19 protein-coding genes and 3 pseudogenes are annotated in these 21,284 nt (G+C 61.6%); 14 read left to right on the top strand and 8 right to left on the bottom strand.

Annotated features, from left to right (window positions below):
* The first annotated feature begins 262 nt into the window (after nt 1-262).
* From M0639_RS30065 to M0639_RS30040, 6 genes and pseudogenes are all read left to right on the top strand, one after another.
* Nucleotides 263-1,396, top strand: a complete 1,134-nt coding sequence (locus tag M0639_RS30065) for a tyrosine-type recombinase/integrase (RefSeq protein ID WP_064075756.1) — start codon at nt 263-265, stop codon at nt 1,394-1,396.
* Nucleotides 1,393-1,758 (top strand): helix-turn-helix domain-containing protein, encoded by a 366-nt coding sequence (locus tag M0639_RS30060; RefSeq protein WP_054802584.1) that lies wholly within the window; start codon nt 1,393-1,395, stop codon nt 1,756-1,758. The genes M0639_RS30065 and M0639_RS30060 overlap by 4 nt, the downstream gene beginning before the upstream one ends.
* A 151-nt stretch (nt 1,759-1,909) precedes the next feature.
* A complete protein-coding gene (locus M0639_RS30055) occupies nt 1,910-3,205 on the top strand; it encodes a Fis family transcriptional regulator (protein ID WP_248671205.1) in 1,296 nt (431 codons plus the stop codon).
* A 180-nt stretch (nt 3,206-3,385) separates the two neighbouring features.
* Nucleotides 3,386-4,000 (top strand): hypothetical protein, encoded by a 615-nt coding sequence (locus M0639_RS30050; protein WP_156525134.1) that lies wholly within the window; start codon nt 3,386-3,388, stop codon nt 3,998-4,000.
* A gap of 100 nt (nt 4,001-4,100) precedes the next feature.
* Nucleotides 4,101-4,328, top strand: a complete 228-nt coding sequence (locus M0639_RS30045; protein WP_156525133.1) for a hypothetical protein — start codon at nt 4,101-4,103, stop codon at nt 4,326-4,328.
* Nucleotides 4,329-4,422: 94 nt separating this feature from the next.
* Nucleotides 4,423-4,542 (top strand): annotated as a pseudogene (locus tag M0639_RS30040) (MerR family transcriptional regulator); the annotation flags it as partial.
* An 822-nt stretch (nt 4,543-5,364) separates the two neighbouring features.
* On the opposite strand, the gene M0639_RS30035 reads toward M0639_RS30040, so the two are convergent.
* The 3 genes and pseudogenes from M0639_RS30035 to M0639_RS30025 all read right to left on the bottom strand — a co-directional run bounded on the left by M0639_RS30035 (nt 5,365) and on the right by M0639_RS30025 (nt 7,558).
* On the bottom strand, nt 5,365-6,024 hold the full coding sequence (locus tag M0639_RS30035; protein ID WP_064075654.1) for a hypothetical protein: 660 nt from the start codon (nt 6,022-6,024) through the stop codon (nt 5,365-5,367).
* Between the two features lie 90 nt (nt 6,025-6,114).
* Nucleotides 6,115-6,333, bottom strand: a pseudogene (locus M0639_RS30030) (DUF2510 domain-containing protein); the annotation flags it as partial.
* A gap of 148 nt (nt 6,334-6,481) precedes the next feature.
* Nucleotides 6,482-7,558, bottom strand: coding sequence for a hypothetical protein (locus tag M0639_RS30025; RefSeq protein ID WP_064075652.1), 1,077 nt, complete (start codon nt 7,556-7,558; stop codon nt 6,482-6,484).
* A gap of 682 nt (nt 7,559-8,240) precedes the next feature.
* Between M0639_RS30025 and M0639_RS30020 the strand changes: the two genes are divergently transcribed.
* The 6 genes from M0639_RS30020 (at nt 8,241) to M0639_RS29995 (ending at nt 13,638) form a co-directional block, all read left to right on the top strand.
* The gene (locus tag M0639_RS30020; protein WP_197491328.1) at nt 8,241-9,185 is read left to right on the top strand and encodes a hypothetical protein; all 945 of its coding nucleotides are present in this window, start codon (nt 8,241-8,243) and stop codon (nt 9,183-9,185) included.
* 1,057 nt (nt 9,186-10,242) lie between these two features.
* Complete coding sequence (locus tag M0639_RS30015) at nt 10,243-11,406, top strand: IS30 family transposase (RefSeq protein ID WP_064075657.1); 1,164 nt, start codon at nt 10,243-10,245, stop codon at nt 11,404-11,406.
* A gap of 38 nt (nt 11,407-11,444) precedes the next feature.
* A complete protein-coding gene (locus M0639_RS30010) occupies nt 11,445-11,792 on the top strand; it encodes a DUF3024 domain-containing protein (RefSeq protein ID WP_064075656.1) in 348 nt (115 codons plus the stop codon).
* Between the two features lie 155 nt (nt 11,793-11,947).
* Nucleotides 11,948-12,316, top strand: coding sequence for a hypothetical protein (locus M0639_RS30005; protein WP_064075650.1), 369 nt, complete (start codon nt 11,948-11,950; stop codon nt 12,314-12,316).
* Nucleotides 12,317-12,609: 293 nt separating this feature from the next.
* Nucleotides 12,610-12,975 carry a PLDc N-terminal domain-containing protein gene (locus M0639_RS30000; RefSeq protein WP_064075655.1) on the top strand — a complete coding sequence of 122 codons (366 nt, stop codon included), beginning with the start codon at nt 12,610-12,612 and terminating at the stop codon, nt 12,973-12,975.
* Between the two features lie 141 nt (nt 12,976-13,116).
* Nucleotides 13,117-13,638, top strand: a complete 522-nt coding sequence (locus tag M0639_RS29995; RefSeq protein ID WP_064075649.1) for a hypothetical protein — start codon at nt 13,117-13,119, stop codon at nt 13,636-13,638.
* Nucleotides 13,639-13,946: 308 nt separating this feature from the next.
* Here M0639_RS29995 and M0639_RS29990 read toward each other — a convergent pair.
* Nucleotides 13,947-14,543, bottom strand: a pseudogene (locus M0639_RS29990) (helix-turn-helix domain-containing protein); the annotation flags it as partial.
* Between the two features lie 283 nt (nt 14,544-14,826).
* Here M0639_RS29990 and M0639_RS29985 point away from each other — a divergent pair.
* Nucleotides 14,827-15,825, top strand: coding sequence for a recombinase family protein (locus M0639_RS29985; RefSeq protein ID WP_064074902.1), 999 nt, complete (start codon nt 14,827-14,829; stop codon nt 15,823-15,825).
* 29 nt (nt 15,826-15,854) lie between these two features.
* Here the strand turns inward: M0639_RS29985 and M0639_RS29980 are convergent, their stop codons facing one another.
* From M0639_RS29980 to M0639_RS29965, 4 genes are read right to left on the bottom strand one after another with little or no spacing between them, the layout of a single operon-like run.
* Nucleotides 15,855-16,415, bottom strand: a complete 561-nt coding sequence (locus tag M0639_RS29980) for a DUF6262 family protein (protein ID WP_064074903.1) — start codon at nt 16,413-16,415, stop codon at nt 15,855-15,857.
* The gene (locus tag M0639_RS29975) at nt 16,408-18,858 is read right to left on the bottom strand and encodes a tyrosine-type recombinase/integrase (protein WP_248671228.1); all 2,451 of its coding nucleotides are present in this window, start codon (nt 18,856-18,858) and stop codon (nt 16,408-16,410) included. The genes M0639_RS29980 and M0639_RS29975 overlap by 8 nt, the downstream gene beginning before the upstream one ends.
* A gap of 5 nt (nt 18,859-18,863) precedes the next feature.
* Complete coding sequence (locus M0639_RS29970; RefSeq protein WP_082893248.1) at nt 18,864-20,006, bottom strand: tyrosine-type recombinase/integrase; 1,143 nt, start codon at nt 20,004-20,006, stop codon at nt 18,864-18,866.
* A 53-nt stretch (nt 20,007-20,059) separates the two neighbouring features.
* Nucleotides 20,060-20,485 carry a recombinase family protein gene (locus tag M0639_RS29965; protein WP_248671227.1) on the bottom strand — a complete coding sequence of 142 codons (426 nt, stop codon included), beginning with the start codon at nt 20,483-20,485 and terminating at the stop codon, nt 20,060-20,062.
* Nucleotides 20,486-20,718: 233 nt separating this feature from the next.
* Between M0639_RS29965 and M0639_RS29960 the strand changes: the two genes are divergently transcribed.
* On the top strand, nt 20,719-21,267 hold the full coding sequence (locus M0639_RS29960) for a hypothetical protein (RefSeq protein WP_156525036.1): 549 nt from the start codon (nt 20,719-20,721) through the stop codon (nt 21,265-21,267).
* The last annotated feature ends 17 nt before the right edge of the window (nt 21,268-21,284 follow it).

Raw genomic sequence — 21,284 nt, 5'->3', positions numbered from 1 at the left:
ATATCGCCGATGCACACTCACGGCGAACGTATTTCGTTACAGCGCAACGTATTTCACCGTAAAGGTGACATAATACAAGTTATCGGCATACAAGAAGGTCGAGTTCAACTAGATGAGAGAACTCGTCCCATTGGATCTCAAGCGAAACTGCTGCCTGTGGCCGGTGACGACTTGCTGCCGGACGGTGGCCCACGAGCCTGATCCCCAGATCGACATCGGTTTATGCAAACAGATGAGAGATTCTCGCGCTACACTTGCGTTCATGCAGAGTGTTCCAGGTCGGCTGCCAGAGTTCCTGTCGAACGGCGTCGTCGGGCTGCTGCGACCCGAGGACCGAGTCTTTGAGGCGATGCTCGATGGCTGGCGAGCGCAAATGCTGGCCCGTGGGCTCGGTGTGCCGTTCATTCGGTCCTCGTGCGGCCTGGTCTCTCGGTTCCAGGAGCACTCCAACGAGTATCCGTGGGGCTGGCAGCCGATCCATGTCGATGAGTTCCTGGCTGATCGACGAACCGGGCCGAAAGCCGTCTCGGTGTCGACGCTGCGCGCGAACGCTGGCACGATCAGGTCCTTCTGCTATTACGTCACTGACGAAAGGTATGGGTGGGCTGCGTTCTGCAGCAAAGTATTTGACGACGTTCCCGCCCAAGTCGTGTTCGAGTGGAACACGCCGCGCCACAAGACCGATGACGCCATCCCAGCGGACCGGCGCAGCTTCACTCAGACCGAGTTGCAGACATTCTTCGACACCTGCGATGACCTCGTCGATCAAGAGTTCGCCAAGGGCTCGAAGCGCTGGCTCCCACTGATGCGAGACTCCACCGCGTTCAAGGTGTGCTACGCCTACGGTTTGCGCCGTCGGGAACTTTCCATGCTCGACTACCACGACTTCGGCCCAAATCCGCACGTAGACAAGTACGGCCGCTATGGCGCCGTTCAGATCCGCTACGCCAAAGGCATGTCGGGGTCAGGACCGCGCCGTCGCACTGTTCTCACGGTGCCTGAGTTTGACTGGGTGGTCGATCTTCTCGATCACTGGCTCTCGCCGCAGGGTCGCGAACAGTTCGCCACTGCGGACCGCTCGGCCTCGTTGTGGCCGTCGGAACGGGCTGGCGCCACGGGCATCCGCAACTTCAATCGCACCTTCACTGCGGTCCGCGAACTGGCTGGGCTACCGACAGAGTTGAAGATGCACTGCCTGCGCCACTCCTACGTCACTCATCTCCTCGAGGCCGGATACGATCCTATGTTTGTCCAGCAGCAAGTTGGCCACGCCTACTCATCCACCACCGCGCTCTACACCTCAGTCTCGGCAGACTTCAAACAAAAGACCATCCAACGGATGATCCAGCAACGAATCGTCACACGTGACGAAAGAAGGACCGGGAAGGACACGTGAGCGAGCAACGCCGAATCGGCTATCGCTGGAATCTCCGCCAACGAATGGCCGATCACAACCTCTGGAAGACAACGGAACTCATCCCGCTTCTCAAGTCCCGCGGAATCAACCTATCAAACGCACAAGTGCACCGATTGGTGACAGGCACACCCGAGCGGATCCCTGCGCGCACCTTCGCCGCGCTGTGCGACATCCTTGAATGCACACCCAACGATCTCTTCGAACCATATGTCGAGATCCGAGCTGCGGCCACGGCCGACGCACCGGCCAACCCGGCCGACCTAGGCATCAGCGACAAGCGCTCGGTTGCCCGCCGGATCCGAGTCGTCCGTAGCGATGATGACGATGGCAAGACCACGTAAACCTGAAGACCCACAACGGTGGGAAGTTCCATGCGATCGCTGCGGTGAGCACAGAGAATGTGTCGTCACCTGGCAGGGCCTCGGAGTGTGCGGTTACTGCTACCAAGCAGCCAAACGAACTCGAGGCGTATGCGCGTGCGGTCACGACGGGGTGTTGCCGGGAATCATCAACGGCCAGCAGGCGTGCCGCAAATGCGCGGGCATAAAACTCAACGTCGACTGCGTTGAGTGCGGCGCCGAGGAAGAACTGTACGCACAGGGATGCTGCTGGCGATGCGTCCTGAGGGCGACCGTCGACCGACTACTGACGAATCCAGAGACTGCTAGCATCAACGACGAACTGAAACCCTTTGCAGCTGCCCTGAAGTCGATGAAACGGGCCAACAGCGGTCTGACCTGGATCAACCAGGAACATGTCACAGCGTTCCTCACCGAGCTGGCCCGCACACCGCTCGTTTCCCACGACGTCATCGACCAACTCCCCCGATCGCGCACCCGAGAATACGTCCGAGAACTCCTGGTCACCCACCAGATCCTGCCGCCCAGAGACGGACTACTCCACCGCTACATCGACTGGTCCGATGAAGCCCTCGACCGGCTGAAGTCGTCCGAGCACCGGGAAGTCGCGACCCGGTACATTCGTTGGCATCACCTGCGGCAGATGTATTGCATGGAGTCGGTGTCACACGGCACGTTCCTGCGGTCGAAGCAAACCGTTTCCGTCACAATCGAATTCCTCAACTGGCTCACCGACCGGGACATCTCGATCGACGATCTATCCCAAGCGGATCTGGACGCGTGGCAGGCCGAAGGCCCGAGCACGCGAGAGTTCGCCATCCGGTTCCTCGCGTGGGCAGTCAAGACAAAGCTGGTCGCTCGGGACCTTACAATGACACCACATCGTCGTGGTACAAGCTCTAAGATGAGCCCTGAGGCCCAGCAAGACGTCGTCGATGGCATTACATCAAACCAACCCGCACTGAATCCGCGAGATCGAGCCGCGGCGATCCTGGTGCTCGTCTTCGGCCAACAGATCGACCGGGTCGTGAAACTCACCTGGGACCACGTCATAGTCTCAGACGAACTCGTGACCGTCACACTCGGCGACATCGCCATCGCTCTTCCCGCACCGCTCGACGAACCATTCCGATATCTCGCCGGAGAACGAGACCTCGGGAACACCGCCGCCCACCCAAGTACGCGCTGGGTGTTCCGCGGCTATATCCCTGGCCAACACATCAACCCGGGCCACTTGCGGAACCGCCTGAAGTCGACGTTCGGCACCCGCGCCGCCCGGCTCGGCACCCTGCACGAACTCACCAAGCTCGCACCCGCCGCAATCCTCGCCGACACTCTCGGCTACTCCCCTGCCACCATCGAGCGACATGCGGTGGCGTCTGCAGCCACATATGCCCGATACGTAGCGATGATTGACGCTGATGGCTAGGGTTGTGTAGCTCGAACTGCTTCTGCGGCCGATGCCGTTCATAAACTCGCGGTACTGATATGTCAGGCTACTATTGGCGGCCGGGATGGAGCTAAGAATGTCGAGAGAGAATCGCGGCAAACCTCGGACCAGAAAGACGACGAAACAACCTTCGATTCGCCTTTCTGGCAGGCTATGAGCATGGCGATAACACTAGAAGACACTTTAGCTGCGATCAGCCTGCTGCAGAACACCGAGAAATGTGCTCGCATATCCGGGACCGCCGAGTACCGACGGTGGCCCAAGAACGACATAGCGGGCCCGCCGAACCGCGTCGATACAGTGCACTTCTCCATCGACAACGAGCTCGGTTCATGGTCTCAGCGCGACACCAAGTCCGCGCAAACCCGCCGCTACTCCAGTGGCGCCGGACAGGAGCTGGTCGATGACGACGGGCAGCTCATCCCTCCCAAACCACCATCAGGGTTCGACCACTGGCCTCTGCTCATCAAGATGATGACACCGAGTAGATTCCCGATCTGGGGGCGCCCGGGAGATAAGTGGAGAATGAAGGGCGCCGAGTCCACCGAGCACGGTTACCTCCTGCACCTCAACCGTGACACCTCCCCCGCAGAGGCGGAGCTGTACATCGACACCACTTTTTCGCTACCAATCCGCTGGACCGATACTCACCAAGTCAGGCCAGATCTCGGGGCGAAACAGGAGGTAGAGATCGTGGCCCTGCACATTCCTCCGGAATGGAAGCGTCTCACCGGTATGGACATGTCCGAGGAAGGTCAAGACATGGCAGGATAGCCGAGCTTTGCACCAAGCGCACCTCGGCCTGGTCATCCACTTCATGTCTGATCGGGGTGACGCCTGCACGGCTTGGCTCCGGACGGCGCACAATGGTCCTGTGGGAGCGAAGAGCAACGAGGCGATGTTCCGCTTCATCCTGCCGGCTCAATTGAATGGGCCCGAACTCAGCGAGCAGATAAACGAGGCTGTACTCCGTAGGGCCCGCGATGCTGGAGCTGTCTCCATCGGCGACGTATATGTCAGCGGCACTATCCCTATCGGTGACGGCGCGTGCCAGTACTCGGTTCGAGTTCGGTTGTACTTCGGTGGCCCTGCCTTCGCTTGAGCCCCATTATTTCCCAGCCGGGCTCAACGACGTCGGGCCTCTGAGATAGGTGGTCTACTCGTCCTAGTTCAACACGTCCCGTTACCAGTTTTCTTCTGTGATCGAGGCCGCGTGCCGGATCATCATCCTCGAAGACCAACTCGCCGAAGCGCGGCGCATCAACACCGAACTCCAACAACACCACGACAACAGTCCCGGCGCCGCGCCCGAATAGTGGCGGAGACAGTCGCCCGCGTCTCCCCTGAGTGCGCCGATGCACACGCCTATGCGGAGCGCCGCCGGGAGTCGAACGGGGACAAAGCATTCGCTATAATCGTTCAACGCAACGTCATCCCGACGTGGCGTTGCACTCAGCCGACCGAACACCGGTCCTGCGCAGGCCGACATCCGGTGGGCCACCCGGTACCGCGCGCCTGTCTCCCCAGACTCCGGCGCGCACGGCCCATCAGGTCGGACACCTAACCCCGCCCTGATGGGCCACTTCCGGGCCGTGCCTCACGGTCGGCTAACTACTCACTCGCCGTCCGAACCCCGAAAACTTCTGGCGAAGAGAGAATTTCACCCCTGACGACAGCGAGTATCTCTTCGAAGCGGCGTCACAACCATGCTATCGATCGCGATGCAGGCACCGAGTTGCCAAGACCAGGAGGGTCGTCACGATGGTTCGCAGACTGCCTCGAACTAGTCAGTGGCTTCCAGATTCGGTTGGATTGCAACATGATTCGAGAGTCGAACTACCGGTTACCGTAGGAAATCGATCTATTGACGTCCGTCAGGAGTGCGCGACTGACAGAGGACCGGCTGACCTGACCTCACTCCCCGTATACACCTTTTCCTGTTACATCCCGATGGCGTTACATCAGCTGCCGCCGGGGTTGATTGAAAGCTCGAAGCGGGTTTCAGCAGTCGCGTGTCGTCCATGTGCCGCACCCGTGGCTGCGAAGACGATCATCGAGTTTGCGGCGAAGACGGCCACATTATCGGCTGAAACGGCTACTGGGTCTCTGTCTGAGCCCCTCGTATCTAGGTGCAAGCCTTACGAGACGGTGCGTATGTTGAAGCCGAATGATTCCAGAGGGGTCAGCGCTCTTCCCGTATTTTGGTTGTTGACGGCGAAGACCGTGATTCGTCCGCTCCCATCGATACTCGATGCATAGAAACGCATGTGGTAGGCGACGAGGTCGTTCTGCATCTTGAAGTTCGAGTCGTATTCGAGAATGAATACCGTCTCACTGCTGGTGGTTATGCATGTCGCGCCGGCGATAGCGCCACCAATCGGGTTTCCGTCGAAGAATTTTCCCGGCGCACAGACCGCTCCGAACCAATCCTCGGCGGTCCCGTAAATCGCGTTGTCGTCGATTGCAGCCACGGATGCGGTGGAGTCCCGGGTGTCACTGTTCTTACTTTCTGATGACAGTGCAAGGCCGGCGAACACCGCGCCGGCCACAAGTATGCTCGCCGATCCGATAGCGAGAATGCGCATATGAGTGGCCCGCCCGGCGACCGGGCCGAGTGGATCGTGACGGGCCTTCGTGCGTGACTTCACGTAGAGGAAGAAGCCGCAGGCAGCCGCCACAAAGGGAAATATGCCGAGCCGGATGTAGGTGCCTTGGGTGCTGGTGCCCCTGACGATCTGACCCAAGGCGATGAATACCGCCCCGAGAGACAGCGCCAGCAGTATCAGTGCAATCGACACAGCAGCAACCGTCGCCCAATGTCGATCGATAGGCCTGTGCCCGTGAGAGGGCGGTGTTGGACGCATCTGGGGACGCGTGGGCGCGGCATCGAGGGGCGCGGTGTGCGACGACCACGCTGTTCCGTCCCACCACCTGAGCACGTGGGCGTCGGGATCGGCGTACCAGCCCGGATTTGCCTTCGGACCAGCGTTGCCGGCCGATTCGGAAGCTAAGGGTGTATCCCACAGATGTTGGAAGTTGTTGCGCGAGGACGTGTCACTTCCCGAGCTCGAGGCGATCGGGTCACTAGCATCAGGGGTGGCTGGCATCTTCGGATCGGGGTGGGAAGTCACAGAGATTGCCCTCTATTTCAGGTGTGTAGGTGTGTTCGAGATCGAAAAATGAATCAAAGCTATGCAATGAAGGGCGTCAGGTATCTGAACAATCCATCTCGCAGCGCGCGCTCTTCTGCGGCGGTTATGAGTTCGAGTGGCGGGCGATGGTTGCTTGTTTTGCTGCCGCGAATTCGGCGTCGTCGAGGATGCCTTGATGATGGAGGTCTGCGAGGTTGTGGAGTTCTTCCGCCAGACTTGTCGAAGGCGCCGCGGCGGCACTCGGACTGTGCTGTACGTGAAATGTCGGGCGCTTGTAATCGATGATTTTCTTCTGAAGTTCGGTGAGGCGAGGAAGGGCCAGTTTGTGCTGCGCTTTGGGGAGCGGAAGGCAGTTCGACAGAGTGAAGGGGCTATCACCGGCTTTGTTGCGGCTGGTGCTGGCCGATCTCCAGTAGTCGTGGTTCGCGGTTCCCTGGTAGCTCGGGGTGAGTACCTCGAGAACACCGCTCATCATCCCGCTGTTGTATTCGATGTTGGTGATGTCGGAGTAGGGGAAGGTGGTAACTCGTCCACCGCCCATGGATCCGGTCATGAAGCCGGCCATGCCGCCGACTTTCGCAATGATGAGACGGTCTTCGAACGCGGCGAGGATCCCTGCGGACCCGGAGTTGATGACGAACCAGGGCAATTCGTCTGGGGCCGTGTGCTCGTCTATGGTTCGCCACGCGACGTCCTTGAGCGGCGCACCGATAATTTCGACGTCGAATCGTCGGGCCTCGCGTGCACGCACGTTTTCGGTGGCGACAGCATCGCGGGCTCGAAGAGTCTCACGTATCCCGGGAGGAAAGCCCGCCGACGCCAGATGGTGGACGTAGTGACTGACGAAGTCGATGTCCGCGTCAGTGATCGCGCCGAACTGATGCACCTGCTGAGCAAGGTCGGTGATGTGGAGTTGTTTCCCGGTCATCTTTTTGACGAACTCGAACCGGGAAATATTGTCGGCCTCGAGAGCGACTCGGGGTCCGCGGGTAGCTACGTCGATGCTGCTGAATGCCATGACGCGGGCATTGGTGATTGCGAGTCCGTCCAGCACGGGCCGGACTTGATTGGTTTTCGACAAGGCCCAGATTTCCTCACCAGGAAAGAGTTGCCCTCGCAAGCTTGTCACCCACTTCTCGGCAACTTTTTCTTTCAACTTGGGGGCGTACTGGGGCGCCAAGGTTGCTCCTTTTGTCAAGGATTTCGAGATGCCGCGGAGCGGTCAATAGTCTCTGATCGAGTACCTTATCGCCGGAGCCGGCGGTGTTGTTTCGATCTTCTCGAACAGCGCTCTTTTGCAGGGTCTCTCCTACCGGTCAGGGGTCACACAGCACAGTCGATAGATCGCCGAGTCGGTGGCGTAGGCCGAGATAGGCCGAATCACCGCGAGTTTTCGCGTAGAGCACGGCCTTCGACTGCCATAGTTGCCGGTGGAAAATCCATTCAGCGGCCTCATCGGTGGTCCAGGCACAAGAGGGACGGCACCAATTCCGTCCGTTGTCAGTGGGCCACTGTTGAACAGGGATCGGAAGACCTTCGACTATCGCGGCGTAAGCAAAGGCGTCGGAAAGAATCGGACCGTCACCGCACACCACACAGGCGATTTCGAAGGCCGGCGGCTCGTGCTCACAATGGCGCCAGTGCGACCGGACGATGACCGATCCCTGATCGCTGGCATTCGGTCCGCACGTTATGGGCAGCTTCCGCTGGAGTGTGAAACAGGACCAGACCGATATCGGCGAAGGCACAGAAGATCCAGGCGGTAACCAATCCGCCGCACCGACCGATCCACAGTGGACGGGACGTCGGCAAGCCAAAGCGACTCTCTAGCGCAATCCGGTCCGTGCGATGAGGAGCTAATGGTGAAGAAGTTGGACTACGACCTGGTCGGTGAACGATTGTTCTCGAACTACAAGGTCAGGGCAAGGATCGAGAGGGATTACAGCCTCCCGACAGGCGCCGCCACCTCGTCGCAGTTCCTCGACTACGCGGTGCGCTATCTCGACCAAGAAGCGATGGACAACCCCCTCGCTCAGACGTACAGCAACCAGCAGGTCTTCAAAGCTGCAGTCAACGCCCTCGGCAGCAACTCCCGAAACTGGGCGAGTTTCGTCAAGGTCCGTGACCAGCACCTCGAAGGACTTCTCTACGACTTCGACCCCGACAAAACGCACACCGCCGTCCTCGACGGGACGTTAACGCTCGCCGACATCCGTGAGCATTTGAGCGGGCAGGGGGGCACCGGTGATGCAAAAGCGATCATCCGCTGGGCGAAGCTGCTGACCGATCACCCCAATTACTACGACCAGATCCTCGGAATCGCACGCGCCTTCGTCGCCCTCGCAGAGGATGCCGGCTACCAGCTCGACAACCAGCACCTGATGATGATCCTCGCCGGCTACCTGATCTCACCCCCACGCCGGTGGCCCGGCGAAAAGCATCTCGACAGCGGCCTCGTTCGGATGACGCACCGCGAACGGGACCTACCGGGTATGGGTTATCCGCTCGCCAGCGAATTCCTCCGCAACCTGCATTGGAATGGTTTCAAACCCGACCGCCACATCACCAGACTTCTCGGGCTGTGGGTGCCCGAAATCAGGGAAACGGTAGAAGAGGACGTTGATCGTCTCTGTGCGTTGATCGGAAGCAAGAACCGATCACTCAAGTACTTCCTGAGGTACTCACTGGTCGGAGTTGCGATCACGCCGGACGGCAACTACTCACGCGCCGATAACCTCATCTGGATGCTCGGCGCCTATCTGGAGAAGAAGAACAAGGAATCGAACGTGGAGTACATCCACGAATGAGGATGTCGGCCGGCGGTCAGTCACACGGATCTCATTCGATATCCAGGCGACAGTGGGCGTGCATTGCCGTTGTCGTCATCGGAGCGCTGGCTCTGGCAATGGGTGGCCCTTCGCTCTATCGGTGGGTGAGCACACGATCAGCCGAGAAAGCCGCAGAGTCGCTGGCAACGAACCTCGGTTTACATCTGACAGATGACGACACGATCTTGTACGCCGAGAACTACAGTTCCTTTCCCGACTCGAGCGCATACCTGGTCATCGAGTCGAGTTCGCGCGCCCGCGCGGGAAAACCTTCACACCGAGGCTCATCTGACGTCATACGGACCCACGGTGGCCCATGATTTCGATGAGGTTCCGTCGGAATATCGTCCTGTGCCTTCATCGAATTCAATGTCGTGCGAGTCTCCGGTGACCAGTCACGGATTCCTTCGAGGCATGTGGAACCCCGCCCTGGATCAGGGAAAACGTGTCTACATTTGGGCGATCCAGATGTGAGGGCTGACGAGATCCCGGCAGGACCGAATCTTCAATGCGCCCATCGGCTCCCCCTAAGTTCTCAGTCGCAGGTATCGCATGTGCCGTTGAGGGGTGTGGATACAAAGCAGGTCGGGCACAGCGGCCCAGTGGGGCCGGCGGAGCCTCGTGCCTGCGATTCGCGTTCGCCGGAGGACGTCCTACTCACACAGTCCCGGCAGGGAGGCACATTACGCATCTGCTCTTCGGTAGCCAGTTGCGGTGAACCAAGAACCGTGCCGTCATCGAATTTGAAATGTCCGCAGTCCAAGTCATGCCGCTTTCGGGGCGCTTGGCCTGTCGCCACCCCGTTCATGTCAACCGGCGGCACAACGTACCTGATCTCTGGATGACTGATCATGTCCATGTCGACGCCTTTCGCGCGGGTTTGCCCCACGCAGGTTAACCCGAAAATTGAGAGCGATCGCTTACCCTCAGACCGACACCGTCGTTGGCCGATTCGATTCTGGTCCGTAAAGGGTCTTGGTCTCAACACGTCAACGCATCACTACTGGTGAGATGATGCGTGATCGTGGAGGCATGGATGGGCAACAAGGCGCTCGGGTTCACTATGGATCAAGAGAACACGATCTGGGAGATGTGGCGTCGCGGTGATTCGCTGAGTGCGACCGGGCGGGTCCTCGGGGAGAGTGTCCCTCAGATCGGCCGGTTCCTGCGTAAATCCGGCGGTATCCGGCCGCTCCCACGTCGTCGGCGAGCATCTCGTCTCACGGCCGGGGAGCGTGAAGAGATTTCCCGTGGGATCGCCGCCGGTGACAGTGCTCGGACGATCGCCGACAAACTCGGAAGATCCCCGTCCACGATCGCTCGGGAGATCGCCCGCAACGGCGGCCGCGAACACTATCGGGCGACCCCGGCGGATGCCGCAGCGTATGTCCGCGCGCGCCGCCCTCAAATCTCGACTCTCTCTACCAGGCATTTTCTGCAGGAGGTTGTCACAGGGAAGCTGAGTGAGCAGTGGTCACCGCAGCAGATCTCCGCCTGGCTCCGGCGCGAGTATCCGTCCGATCCGCAGATGTGGGTTTCGCACGAGACGATTTACCGTTGCCTGTATATACCGTCGCGGCAAGTATTCGACGACACAAAATTTCACGAACTGCGTACCGATCGGCGGATCCGCCGGCCTCGTGGGAAGAAACGCTCCCACGGGCGCGGGCAGATACGGAACAGGGTCCCCATCGATCACCGCAGCCCAGCAGCAGATGCTCGTAGCGAGCCCGGACATCTGGAAGGTGATCTCGTGTTCGGCACCCGCCCGTCGGCGGTCGCGACGCTGGTGGATCGGCAATCACGCGCCGTGCATGTGGTCGCACTGCCGGACGGGTACCGGGCCGAGACGGTTGCGGACGCCTTGATTGCCTATCTGGGCCGGTTGCCTGCGCATCTGCGTCGGTCGTTGACGTGGGATCGGGGACAGGAAATGGCCGCGCACGAGCGCATCACCGCAGCACTCGACCTGCCCGTCTACTTTTGCGCCCCGCATCATCCGTGGCAACGAGGGACGAACGAAAATACGAACGGGCTCCTGCGCCAGTACCTGCGCAAGAACGCTGACCTGCGCACTTTCAGCCAGGAGGACCTGAATTCGATCGCGGTAAGACTCAACAATCGGCCTCGTCGGGTGCTCGACTGGAACAGTCCACGCCAACGAGAAGACCAGGTGCTCGGCTCCTCCGCAGTCGGATAGCAAAGCTGGCCATAACGGCGGTTGGCATGATGATGGTCATGGCTGCCACCGGACTCCCCGAACTCGATGTCGCCCGGATCGTGAAGTACTGCGCCAGTAGAGTTCCCGATCGTCTGCGTCATGAGATTCGGGTCGAATGCGACATCGCGCCGCGCCATGTCACGATCTGCGAATGCCGGTCGCCGTGGCGAGAGGACTTCGGACCCGAATGGACACGATTCCCGATCGCCCGCCTGTCTTACACGAAGAAAACCGGGCTGTGGACTCTGTATTGGCGGGATCGGCACCTCAAATTTCACCGCTACCAGTTCTTGGATCCGAGCCCTCATGTTCAGGATTTGCTCGATCACATCGAAAACGGTGGGGATCCGATCTTCTGGGGTTGATCCGTTATCGTCGGTGATGCGTTGACCTATTGAGACCAAGGTTCTTTTCCGCCCCTTCGCGAGCGCCGCCCGTGACCGACTCATGCTGCACGGCGGCGCCAGTCATAGCAGCGAATCCGAAATCGACGCTGCTCGGCGAACGAGAATGAGGACGAATGACCGTAGAAGCTCCGATGTGGAAATCTCGATCGACCATCACCATTCCGTGGAAGGGCAATGCCGAGGTAACCATCACGGAATTGCTGTCAACGACGCTTGATGCCGCTCGTTCCGTCCTCATCGACGTCGCGAAAAGCGGTAAGAAGATCACGTACGGGGAGCTCGCACAGCGTTCGGGAACCGGATATCCAGCGCAGTCGATGGGCAAAGTTTTGGACGTGCTCAGTTTGGACTGCAGCGACAGAGGTGAGCCGTCACTGGCACCCATCGTGGTGAGAGCAGCGACCGATGAAGTCGCGTACGGATATGTCGGGTCTCCAGAAGACGATCGTGCAGCGCTATACCAGTGGTGGGTCGCGCACTGACGTAGCTGGCAGGCAACCATGATCGGCCCGCAGTGGCCGAAGCGGCGGCCGAGGTATTTCACGTCCGGCGAGACTGATCGAGAGTAGGACGTCGACGACAAGCAGTCGTCGTACCGGGTCAGCTCCGGTGCGATAGTGACGGCGGCGAGCCGCTCGAACGTTCCGATGGCGACTTGCGATCTCGGGACATTTCGGTGCCCGTGTTGATCGGTACTTCTTTGACACAAACCGCCCGGTCTACAATGGATCTTCACGATCTTGCGACTCCGTCAGCACGGGAGGAGGCAATACCGATGCCGTATCTGGGTGGATTGATCATCGTCCTGTGGATCTTCTGCCTCATCGACGTCGCCACCGCCGATGAGCACGGTGTCCGGAACATCCCCAAGCTGGCCTGGCTAGTGGTGGTGGTGTTGTTGCCGCTGGTGGGATCGGTGATGTGGCTGCTCGCAGGTCGACCGGTCGGCGGCGGCATCTGGGGTGGCAGCGGGACGCGCCCACCGCACACCAGTGGGCGATTCGCCGAGTACGAGTCCAAACCGGGCAGATACGTCGCCCAGGATCCCGAGGCCGACGCCGAATTCCTCCGCCAATGCCGTGCCCGCGCGGAAGAACAACGCAGAATAGAACGTGAGCGGCGCCGGAACGACGGCTACTGAGTCTCCCTGCCCCGTATGCGGAGCGTACCTACCCTTCGAAGCCTGCTCGCGGCGAAATCCCGAATTCGGGAGAGTTCTGTTGGTTCGGCGCTTACGCTGACATGACAGCACGGTCGGGCGGACCCATGTTGGAGGGCACAGATGCGCCGCAGCGCGATACATCGCCTACTCGTCGCCGGAATACTTGCGATGACAGCAATCCTGGCATCATTCGCCGGATCATCCGCCGCCGAGGCAGATCCGCCTCCCGGTTCGATGCCGTCGACCACGCAGTTTCAGATCCCGGTCACGTTCTTCTCGGGGTGCGGCGTCGGATTCCGGTGCTACATCCCACCCGTGGTGCCGCTGTTCCCGTCGGCAACGACAGGAACCCCGGGAGAGGTGACCTTCCAATTGTCGCGCCCCACAGCGTATGCGATCGACACCTTCGACTGCATCGGCGTGAGCGTGAACTGGCGCAATCTGACGACCGGCGCCGCCGGCACGACCGAGGTCCGACGCGTCCCGCTGGATTACAGCGGCCCCATCGCAGCGGAGGACTGGTGCCGATACACCCCGGCGACAGTGTTCACCGGCAGCGGCCTGGTGACCGCGACCGCAACTGCCGGGGACCCCGATCACCGCCCTGTCAGCGCCGGAGCAGCGGTCTTCCTCGTCCCCTAAACGGATGACAGGTGTCATTGCGCGGTTGGGGTGGTCCAACACCGACGACGCGAGAAAATGGGAAACAGGTCGCCACGTGCGACCGATCGGCAAGGGGATTGGGTTCTTGCCGATCAGGGCCGTCGATGGTGCCGCGCGGCCGGGGTCAGTGTGGCGACCTGTTGCTCGTCGCGGTATCGACGCTAGCTGCTCGGTCTGACAGTGATGGTGGATGTTGTTGGTTCCCGAGCCGTTGTCCCGGTTTGTGAATCCGGCAGTCGGTCAGGCGTGTGCCGCAGCCTGCCGACGTGATTCCGTATGCAACCCTCTCAGGTGTGGTCGGGGCATCGCAGCTCAGGCAGTACGGTCCACCCGCTCGCGGTGAGCCACTGCTGCACCGGATCCGGCAGGGTGCCACTGCGTGCGGTCTGTGCGAAGTCGCCGGCAAGGATCGGACCGTCACCGCACACCGTGCATGCGACATCGAACGCCGGCGGCCCCGGCTCGCACTGATGGCAATGCGATCGGGCGAGCACCGCACCAGGATCGGCGGGATTGTCGGTATGAGGATGCAACCAGATCACGGCCAGATCGCCGCGTTGATGGGCCGCTTCGGCTCTGGTGCTCGGCTCGTACCCGCAGGACGGGCAGATCCGCGACGTTCGCACCGCCGCAACAGGGACCACAGCGACCGTGCTCACCGAATCAGTCGGCGCACTCGTCGCCGGTGCGCGCTTGTTCAGGTGTCCGTAGACAGTAGTGCGGGGAACATTCAACATCGCTGCGATCTGCGCGACCGTCTTCTCCCCCGCGTCGTAGAGCTGCTGGGCGAGTGCGATTTGATCGTCGGTGAGCTTCGGCGGACGGCCGCCCTTTCTGCCGCGCGCCCGCGCAGCGGCCAAGCCGTCCCGGGTGTTCGCCATTATCTATACGACGGCAGGAAGGATTCTCCTCTTCAGCTGGGGAATCAGGATATTCGGCGACATCGCTCTGGTGAGTTACATGGGTGACGAGCGGTGGATGCCAGCATGAGGCGATCGGCGGTGTCGCCGATCATGGGCGAGGTTTCGAAAAATGAGGGCCGAGCCCGACACCCTGACATGAATGAAATCCGAGTCGGCGGGTGTCCCTCCGATGCGAGCGAAAGAGGTGTCGAAAACACCGTCGAAAATCAATGTCGACTAACCACCGTCGGGGTATTGTCGACGGATGCTGCTCGGATATGCCCGGGTCTCGACCGCAGATCAGAACCCTGCCCACCAGATCGACGCGCTGCGCCGGGCGGGGGTTACCACTGAAAACATTCACGTCGATCACGTCAGCGGCGCGAAGGCCTCCCGCCCTCAGTTGGATGTGGTGCTCGCCCTGTTGGACGACGGCGACATCCTGGTCATCACGCACCTGGATCGGCTCAGTCGTTCGGTGCTGCACCTGATCACGCTCGGCGCCGACCTGCGCAAGCGCGGGGTAGGTTTGAAGGTTCTCGAGCAGGGCATCGACACCGCCACCGCCGAGGGCCGGGCGATGTTCGAAATGCTGTCGGTTTTGGCCGAACTCCAGCGTGAGCTCGCCGTGAACAATGTCCGGGAAGGTGTGGCGGCGGCCAGGACTCGCGGCCGCAAGGGCGGACGCCCACCGAAACTCACCGACGATCAGGTCCAGCTCGCGCAGCAACTCTACGACGGCGGTGAACACACCGTTGTCCAGATCGCCGACATGTTGGGCGTGCCTCGCACTACCGTCTACGGGCATCTGAACAAAGCCGCAGCAGCAAAAACTACTGGAACAGTCTCTCTCGCAACAACTCCCGAGCCCGCGGCTCCGGAGTCCGGTTCGGTATCCGGCACTGTCCCCCGGCCGAGCCGGACACGCAGGACAACCCGCGCCTGCCCCACTTGCAGGCACGAACCGGCCACCCGAGCCGAGGCGGCGCATCAGCGCGACGATCTCGCGGTGAGCTGGCTTCGTCCCGACAAAGACCGGCGTGGCGAGCTGGTAGCCCAACATCATTGTCGCCAGTGCGAACCCGACCTGCCGGTCTTCGACGTTGCCTGCGCCCTGTGCGGAGATGGCCCCATCCTCACCGGAGAGCTCGCCACCGCGGCAAGAACAGTGTTACCCGTACCGGTGCAACGGTGGCTCGCCGACGCCGGCTGGTGCACCTCGCCAACACTTCTGTGCCCCGACCATTCTCTCCAAAGCCGATAGCCACGCGGCCGGTGTAGGTGTTTCGCCGATCATGGGTGCGAGCGGCTGGCTTCTTTCATGTACCGGCGGAGCAGGATGTTCGCGGTCTCGAGGTCGTCGCGTTGCTGGTCGGTCAGCTCGACCAACCGAGTATTGGTTTCGCGTAGCTGCGCGTTGTCGACACGCAGGTTGGCGACGAGGGCCTCGAGGTCGGCGATGCGAGCGGCCAGCTGGGAGTGGTCGATCTGTTCGATTTCGTTGCCGAGGGTGCGTTGCAGCCGCTCACGGAGCTTGCGTTCGGAGGTGCGGAGCGCGGCGATCTCGTGCCGGGCGAGTTCGAGGTCGGTGCGCAGGCTGTCCCCGGACGTGAGGGGGCCTGGCGGGTGTCGGGGTGGGCTCTGTTGGGCCATCGCGTCCCGGATTGCGGTCGTCAGCTCCGGCTGGTTGTAGAGCAGCCACGTCGACACGCCGGCCTCGCGGGCGACCCGCGCGTAGGTGATCCGGGTACCGGATCGCACCAGCTGGTCGAGTGCGCGGAGGGCGTGGGCGTGTTTGTCGCGGCTGGCTTGTCGGCGGGCCGTGAGGAGCCTGTCGGTGCGGGTGTCAGTCATCGACAGCGCCTCTGCGGTGGGCGACGCTCAGCGGCAGAAAGTGCCGTTGGTGTTCGCGGGCTTGGCGGATGGTGCCGATTGCGGCATCGAGGGCGGCGCGTTCGTCGGGGTCGAGTCGGTGCAGGTGGGTGGTCATTTTGGTCAGGATGCCCTCGAACATGGCGAGGTTGTAGCGCAGGTTGTCCACCACTTGCGGTGCGGCGCACAATTCGGCCTCTTTCACGTCGGCCTTGATCTTGCGGATTTCCTGCTCGATTTCGGGGATGTAGGAGGGGTCGGGCCGGTAGTGGTCGCAGCCACCGCATTGAAACCTGATCGGGCAGGATTTGCCGCCGGAGTTGACGTTCGACGGTTCGACGCATCCGCCGAGAAGCGTGGAGACGGTTCGCCGTTCATATTCGATGAGCTCGGGTGTGGGACGCAGCGCACCTCGCCGGTCCATCACCATGTTGCCGACGCGTTCGATCGCCTCGCGCTTGCGGTGGTGTCCGATGCGGTAGTAGCCCTGGGTGACGGCGAGGTCGCGGTGGTCCATCAAAGCGGCGAGCACATCGACGGGAGTGCCCGCGTCGGCATGATTTTGTGCGTAGGTGTGGCGCAGCGAGTAGGCGACCAGATCCCGCCGATCGATGAGGCCACCGGGGTGGGGAACCGTCCGGATCAAGGGCGCCAGTTCGTCGATCGAGTCCACCCACTGGCGGAAGATGACGCCGAACGCGGACGCCTTGAAGTGCTTGTCCGAGCACGGGTCCGACAGATCCAGTTGCGGAAACAGGTGGGCGGTGCGGCGATCGGGCCGCAGGGTCGTCACCCGCGCCAACCAGGCGCTGACCGCCGCCGCGGCAGCGGTGGTGATGTGCAGTCGGCGCCCGAGTCGGTTGGCCTTGGCGTTGGTGTAGATCAGCACCGGGCCGCCACCGGGATCGGTGTCGAGACAGTCACGGCGCAGGGCGGTGATTTCTCCCGGTCGCCGGCCGGTGTCGCGCAGCAGCTGATAGATCGTCTGCCGCATCACTGCGTAGTCGTCGTTCGACCATCCCTCGACGCGGTGTCCGGCAGTGAACGTGGGCCGCAACAACGTCATGTTCCGGTCGAGGACCTCGACGATCTCGGTGGGCAGGGCCCGCCCCGGTTCGTCGTCGTCGCGGTGAGGAGGGACCGGTCGTTGTTTCAGGTGCGCGGCGGTGAGCGCGAATGCCCCGGGAATCTCGTCCATGTGTCCGGCGGACCGGCAATACCCGAGGACAGCCTTGATGTTCCCCAGTCTGTCGTCGGCGTAGCTGCCCGCGAAAGGCGCACCGGTGGCGGCGGTCTTGCGGCGGCAATGGTCGATGATGGCGGCGATGTCGCCGCGCCCCGCAGCACGACGATCGGTGAAGGCGGGGCCGAACTCGAGGGCCTCGGACGCCCACGTCAGTGCCCGCAGCGACGGCCTCAGGTGCTCGTATCGGGGCAGGGTTTCCTTGGCCCATGTCTTGCCGAGCATGCGTAGCCAGCCGCAGCCGACGGCGGACCAGTCGATGACGAGGTTGCGGCTGCGGGTGCCCGCGGCGCTGGGGAACCGGTCGAGGACCTCGGGGCCCCACCGGTCCGGCTCGGTGAGATCGATTCCCTCGAATGCGCCCCGCTGCTGCCGCAGCAGCGGCAACGTCATCCGCAGGAAGCTCACGACGTGCGCGTCCGAGGCGGTGGCCTCGAACAGGGTGCGCGCGCCGTGGGCGGCTTTGACGAGATTACGCATCCGCAAGAGGGAGATTCCGAATCCCCGGCGGTCGCGTTCTTGCAGGATCCACAGCAGCTCCGCTCGCACCAGATCCGTGCACCCGGCCAGGGTGAATTCGTGCGAGCGGATCAGCGGCAGCGCCTGGGCCGCGAACTCGTGCGCGTCGATCGGCGGCTCGCCGCGGTCCTGACGGCCCCGATACTGGCTGCGGTGGGATTGGCATAGTGGTGTCGAGGGGTGGAAAACCTGGTGACTGCAGCCCCCGACCGCGCAGGTTGCCAGCGCACCGAGTGGTTGCGCGTCGGCCATGAACTCGGTGATGCCGATGCCGCGGGTCTTCGCCGCGTGCGCGAACCGGCTCTGGTGTGTGAAACACAAACCGGCGGTGGAGTATCGGGGACGTGCGCAACGGACGTCGGCGGCGGCGACCGTACAAGGTTCGACGATGGTGTCGTGAAAGCGGCGCGTGAGGGTTTTGCTGTGCGGCTTGGCTTCGGTGAGGCAGAACGAGCATATGGTGTTGCGAACCCCGGTCGGGTGCACACAATTCGGATGGGCGCACAAATACACAAAGGTTTTCTGATTGTGTGGATCGCCGGTGAAGATCAGCGTCTGCGGGTCCCATTCGTTCGGGCGCCACCGCTCATCGAGCCGTTCCGTCAGAAACGTGTGCCACCGGTCGCCGTCGCCCGGCGTGATCGCATGGCCGGCGGCGGCCACCGCGCTCATCGGATGGTCTTCGCGTGCGCGTTCCGCCGGTGTGCGACGGCGTCCACGGCGGCCCGCATCTGCTCGTCGGACGGGTGCAGGTATTTCGCCGTCGACACCGGACTCTGATGTCCCATCAACTTTTGCACCACGTCGATCGGGGTGCCCGCGCGGGCCCATGACGTACCCGCCGTGTGCCGCAACATGTGCAGCCGCGCCTCCACCCCCGCACGGCGAGCCACTCGGGTCAGGCAGTTTCGGGTGTTCTGATATCTCATGGCGGTATCGGGCGCCGACGTCGAGTACAGGTTGATGAACACGAAATCGCATCCACTGTCGGGTACAAGCCGATCACGTTCGTACTGGTAGTCGCGGTAGGCCGTGGTCGTCTGCGGGCCGACCGGGACACTGCGCGGGTAGTGACTCTTCGCGAGCGCGTGGTTCTCGTTGGCCCGGCGTCGCACATGCAGATGGGCGCCGGGCAGGGCGCAGCCCAAGGCCTTCGAGTCCGGAAGGAAATGCAGGTCTTCCCGGCGTAACCCCAGGGTCTCGCCGACACGCAATCCGGTCTCGACCATCAACTGGATCAGTAGGAAGTCCCTGACGTTCGCCGTCGCTACGAGGAGCGCGGTCACCTCGTCGTCGCTGAGGGATTCCGGTGGCCGCGTCACTTCCTTGGCCTTGATGACCTTCGCGGTGATGTATCGATGCGCGCCGTTTTCGCGCTGCGGCATCGTCTCCGGAGCAAAGCGCAGATGTTTGGCCTCGACGAACTTGTCGACGACCGCGTCGTCGATCACGCCCATCCGGGCGCAGTACCTGAGAAACTCGACGATCGCCGTGATGTGTGCGTTCACCGTCTTGCCGGCACGCACCCGACCGGAGGGTCCCGGTTCCGCTTCCAGTGACCGCTTGTACAAAATCAGTTGCGGCAGAGATATTTTGGTCCACTCCACTACCTGGAAATGGCACCAATTCAGGAACCGGGCAAGCCGGGGAATGTAGGCCCGCAACGTGTTGACGCTCGCGCCGCCGCCGTCGAGATACAACGCGAACTGGGTGACCTCATCGACCGGATCGAGCCGATCATCGAGCACCAGCCACGTCACCTTGCCGGCGACAGGCCCGATCGCCTTCTCGGCAACAAACGGACCATTCACACTTCGAAGCTAATCCCCGTCACTCACTGGGTGTGGGATATCCGCGAGGGACGTCAGCAGGCGTGTCGTAACCCCATGTCCCTCACAGGAAACCGACGCGTATAGATAATCGCCACGATCAACTCACGTTGGAGTTCCGCAAGGACGGAGAGCATCCCGAACATCGCTCGCCCTTCCGCTGTGCCAGTGTCGATGCCCTGCTCGAGAACCTTCAATCCGATTCCCCGCTCGCGCAACTCTGCACCGAGGGTGATCAGATGCAACACCGAACGCCCCAACCGATCCAGTCGGGTGATCGCCAACGTGTCACCGCTACGTAGTCGGGACAGCACTGCGTCGAGTTGCGGGCGTGAGGCTTTCGCACCGCCCGCCTGGTCGGTGTGGATGTTTGCGGCGTCGATCCCCGCCCGCGTCAGGGCGTCGATCTGGTGGGCGGGGTTCTGATCTGCGCTCGACACCCTGGCGTAACCGAACAACATCTGTCGAAAACTACCCTTCTTTAGGGTTTTCCGTCAGGTTTGGAGCCGTCAGCATCTGCCAGGATCAGGCGTGGGAGCGCGAAGTCAGCAACTCGTCGATGACGACCGTCTGGCCCTCACGGACCGCAGCCTGAAAGATTTCGAAGGATCGGCGGCTTCGTCGACAGGCATCGAGGGTCCCGAAGTTTGCAGACAAGAATAGATACGGAGAAACGAACCTCTATAGTCCTCTGATGCGAATGCACATTTATGCCGCGGGGATAATCGCCACAGCTCTTGTTCTTTCAGCGTGTGGCTCCAGCGCCGACGTCTCGGATTCCGGCTCTCCGACTACGGTCGCGTTACCCACCCCCTCGTCGAACGGAACTCCAGTCGCGACAAGTGAGCCTGCCATCCTCAAGCCCGGCGACAAGACTGGGATCAGTCTCGGTAGCACCAGAGGGACTGCGACTCTCGAATCTATCCAGACGAATGTCCCTTGTGGATCTGGATCAGGTTTCTATCAAGCTTTGGAATTTACGGTGACCCTCGATCCGGGTACGAGTTTCATGACAGCCGCATCACTGGAACTCACCGAGATCTTGCCTGATGGAAGCCAAGCAACGTCGAAAGCGAATATTTCGATCAGCGATTGCTTGAGCGAGGACCAGCCTGAGCTCGACACCATTCGCCACGGCTCAACACAGCGAGGTTGGATAGTCGCGAAGACGAAACAAGATGGCGGCTCACTCTATTTTCATACGGACTCCCAGAACAACATGGACTCGATAATCGAATTCTGATCTCCCGGTTCGTTCGA

The sequence above is a fragment of the Rhodococcus qingshengii JCM 15477 genome, assembly GCF_023221595.1.
Lineage (GTDB): Bacteria > Actinomycetota > Actinomycetes > Mycobacteriales > Mycobacteriaceae > Rhodococcus_F > Rhodococcus_F qingshengii.
This window is presented reverse-complemented; position numbering and strand designations above follow the sequence as displayed.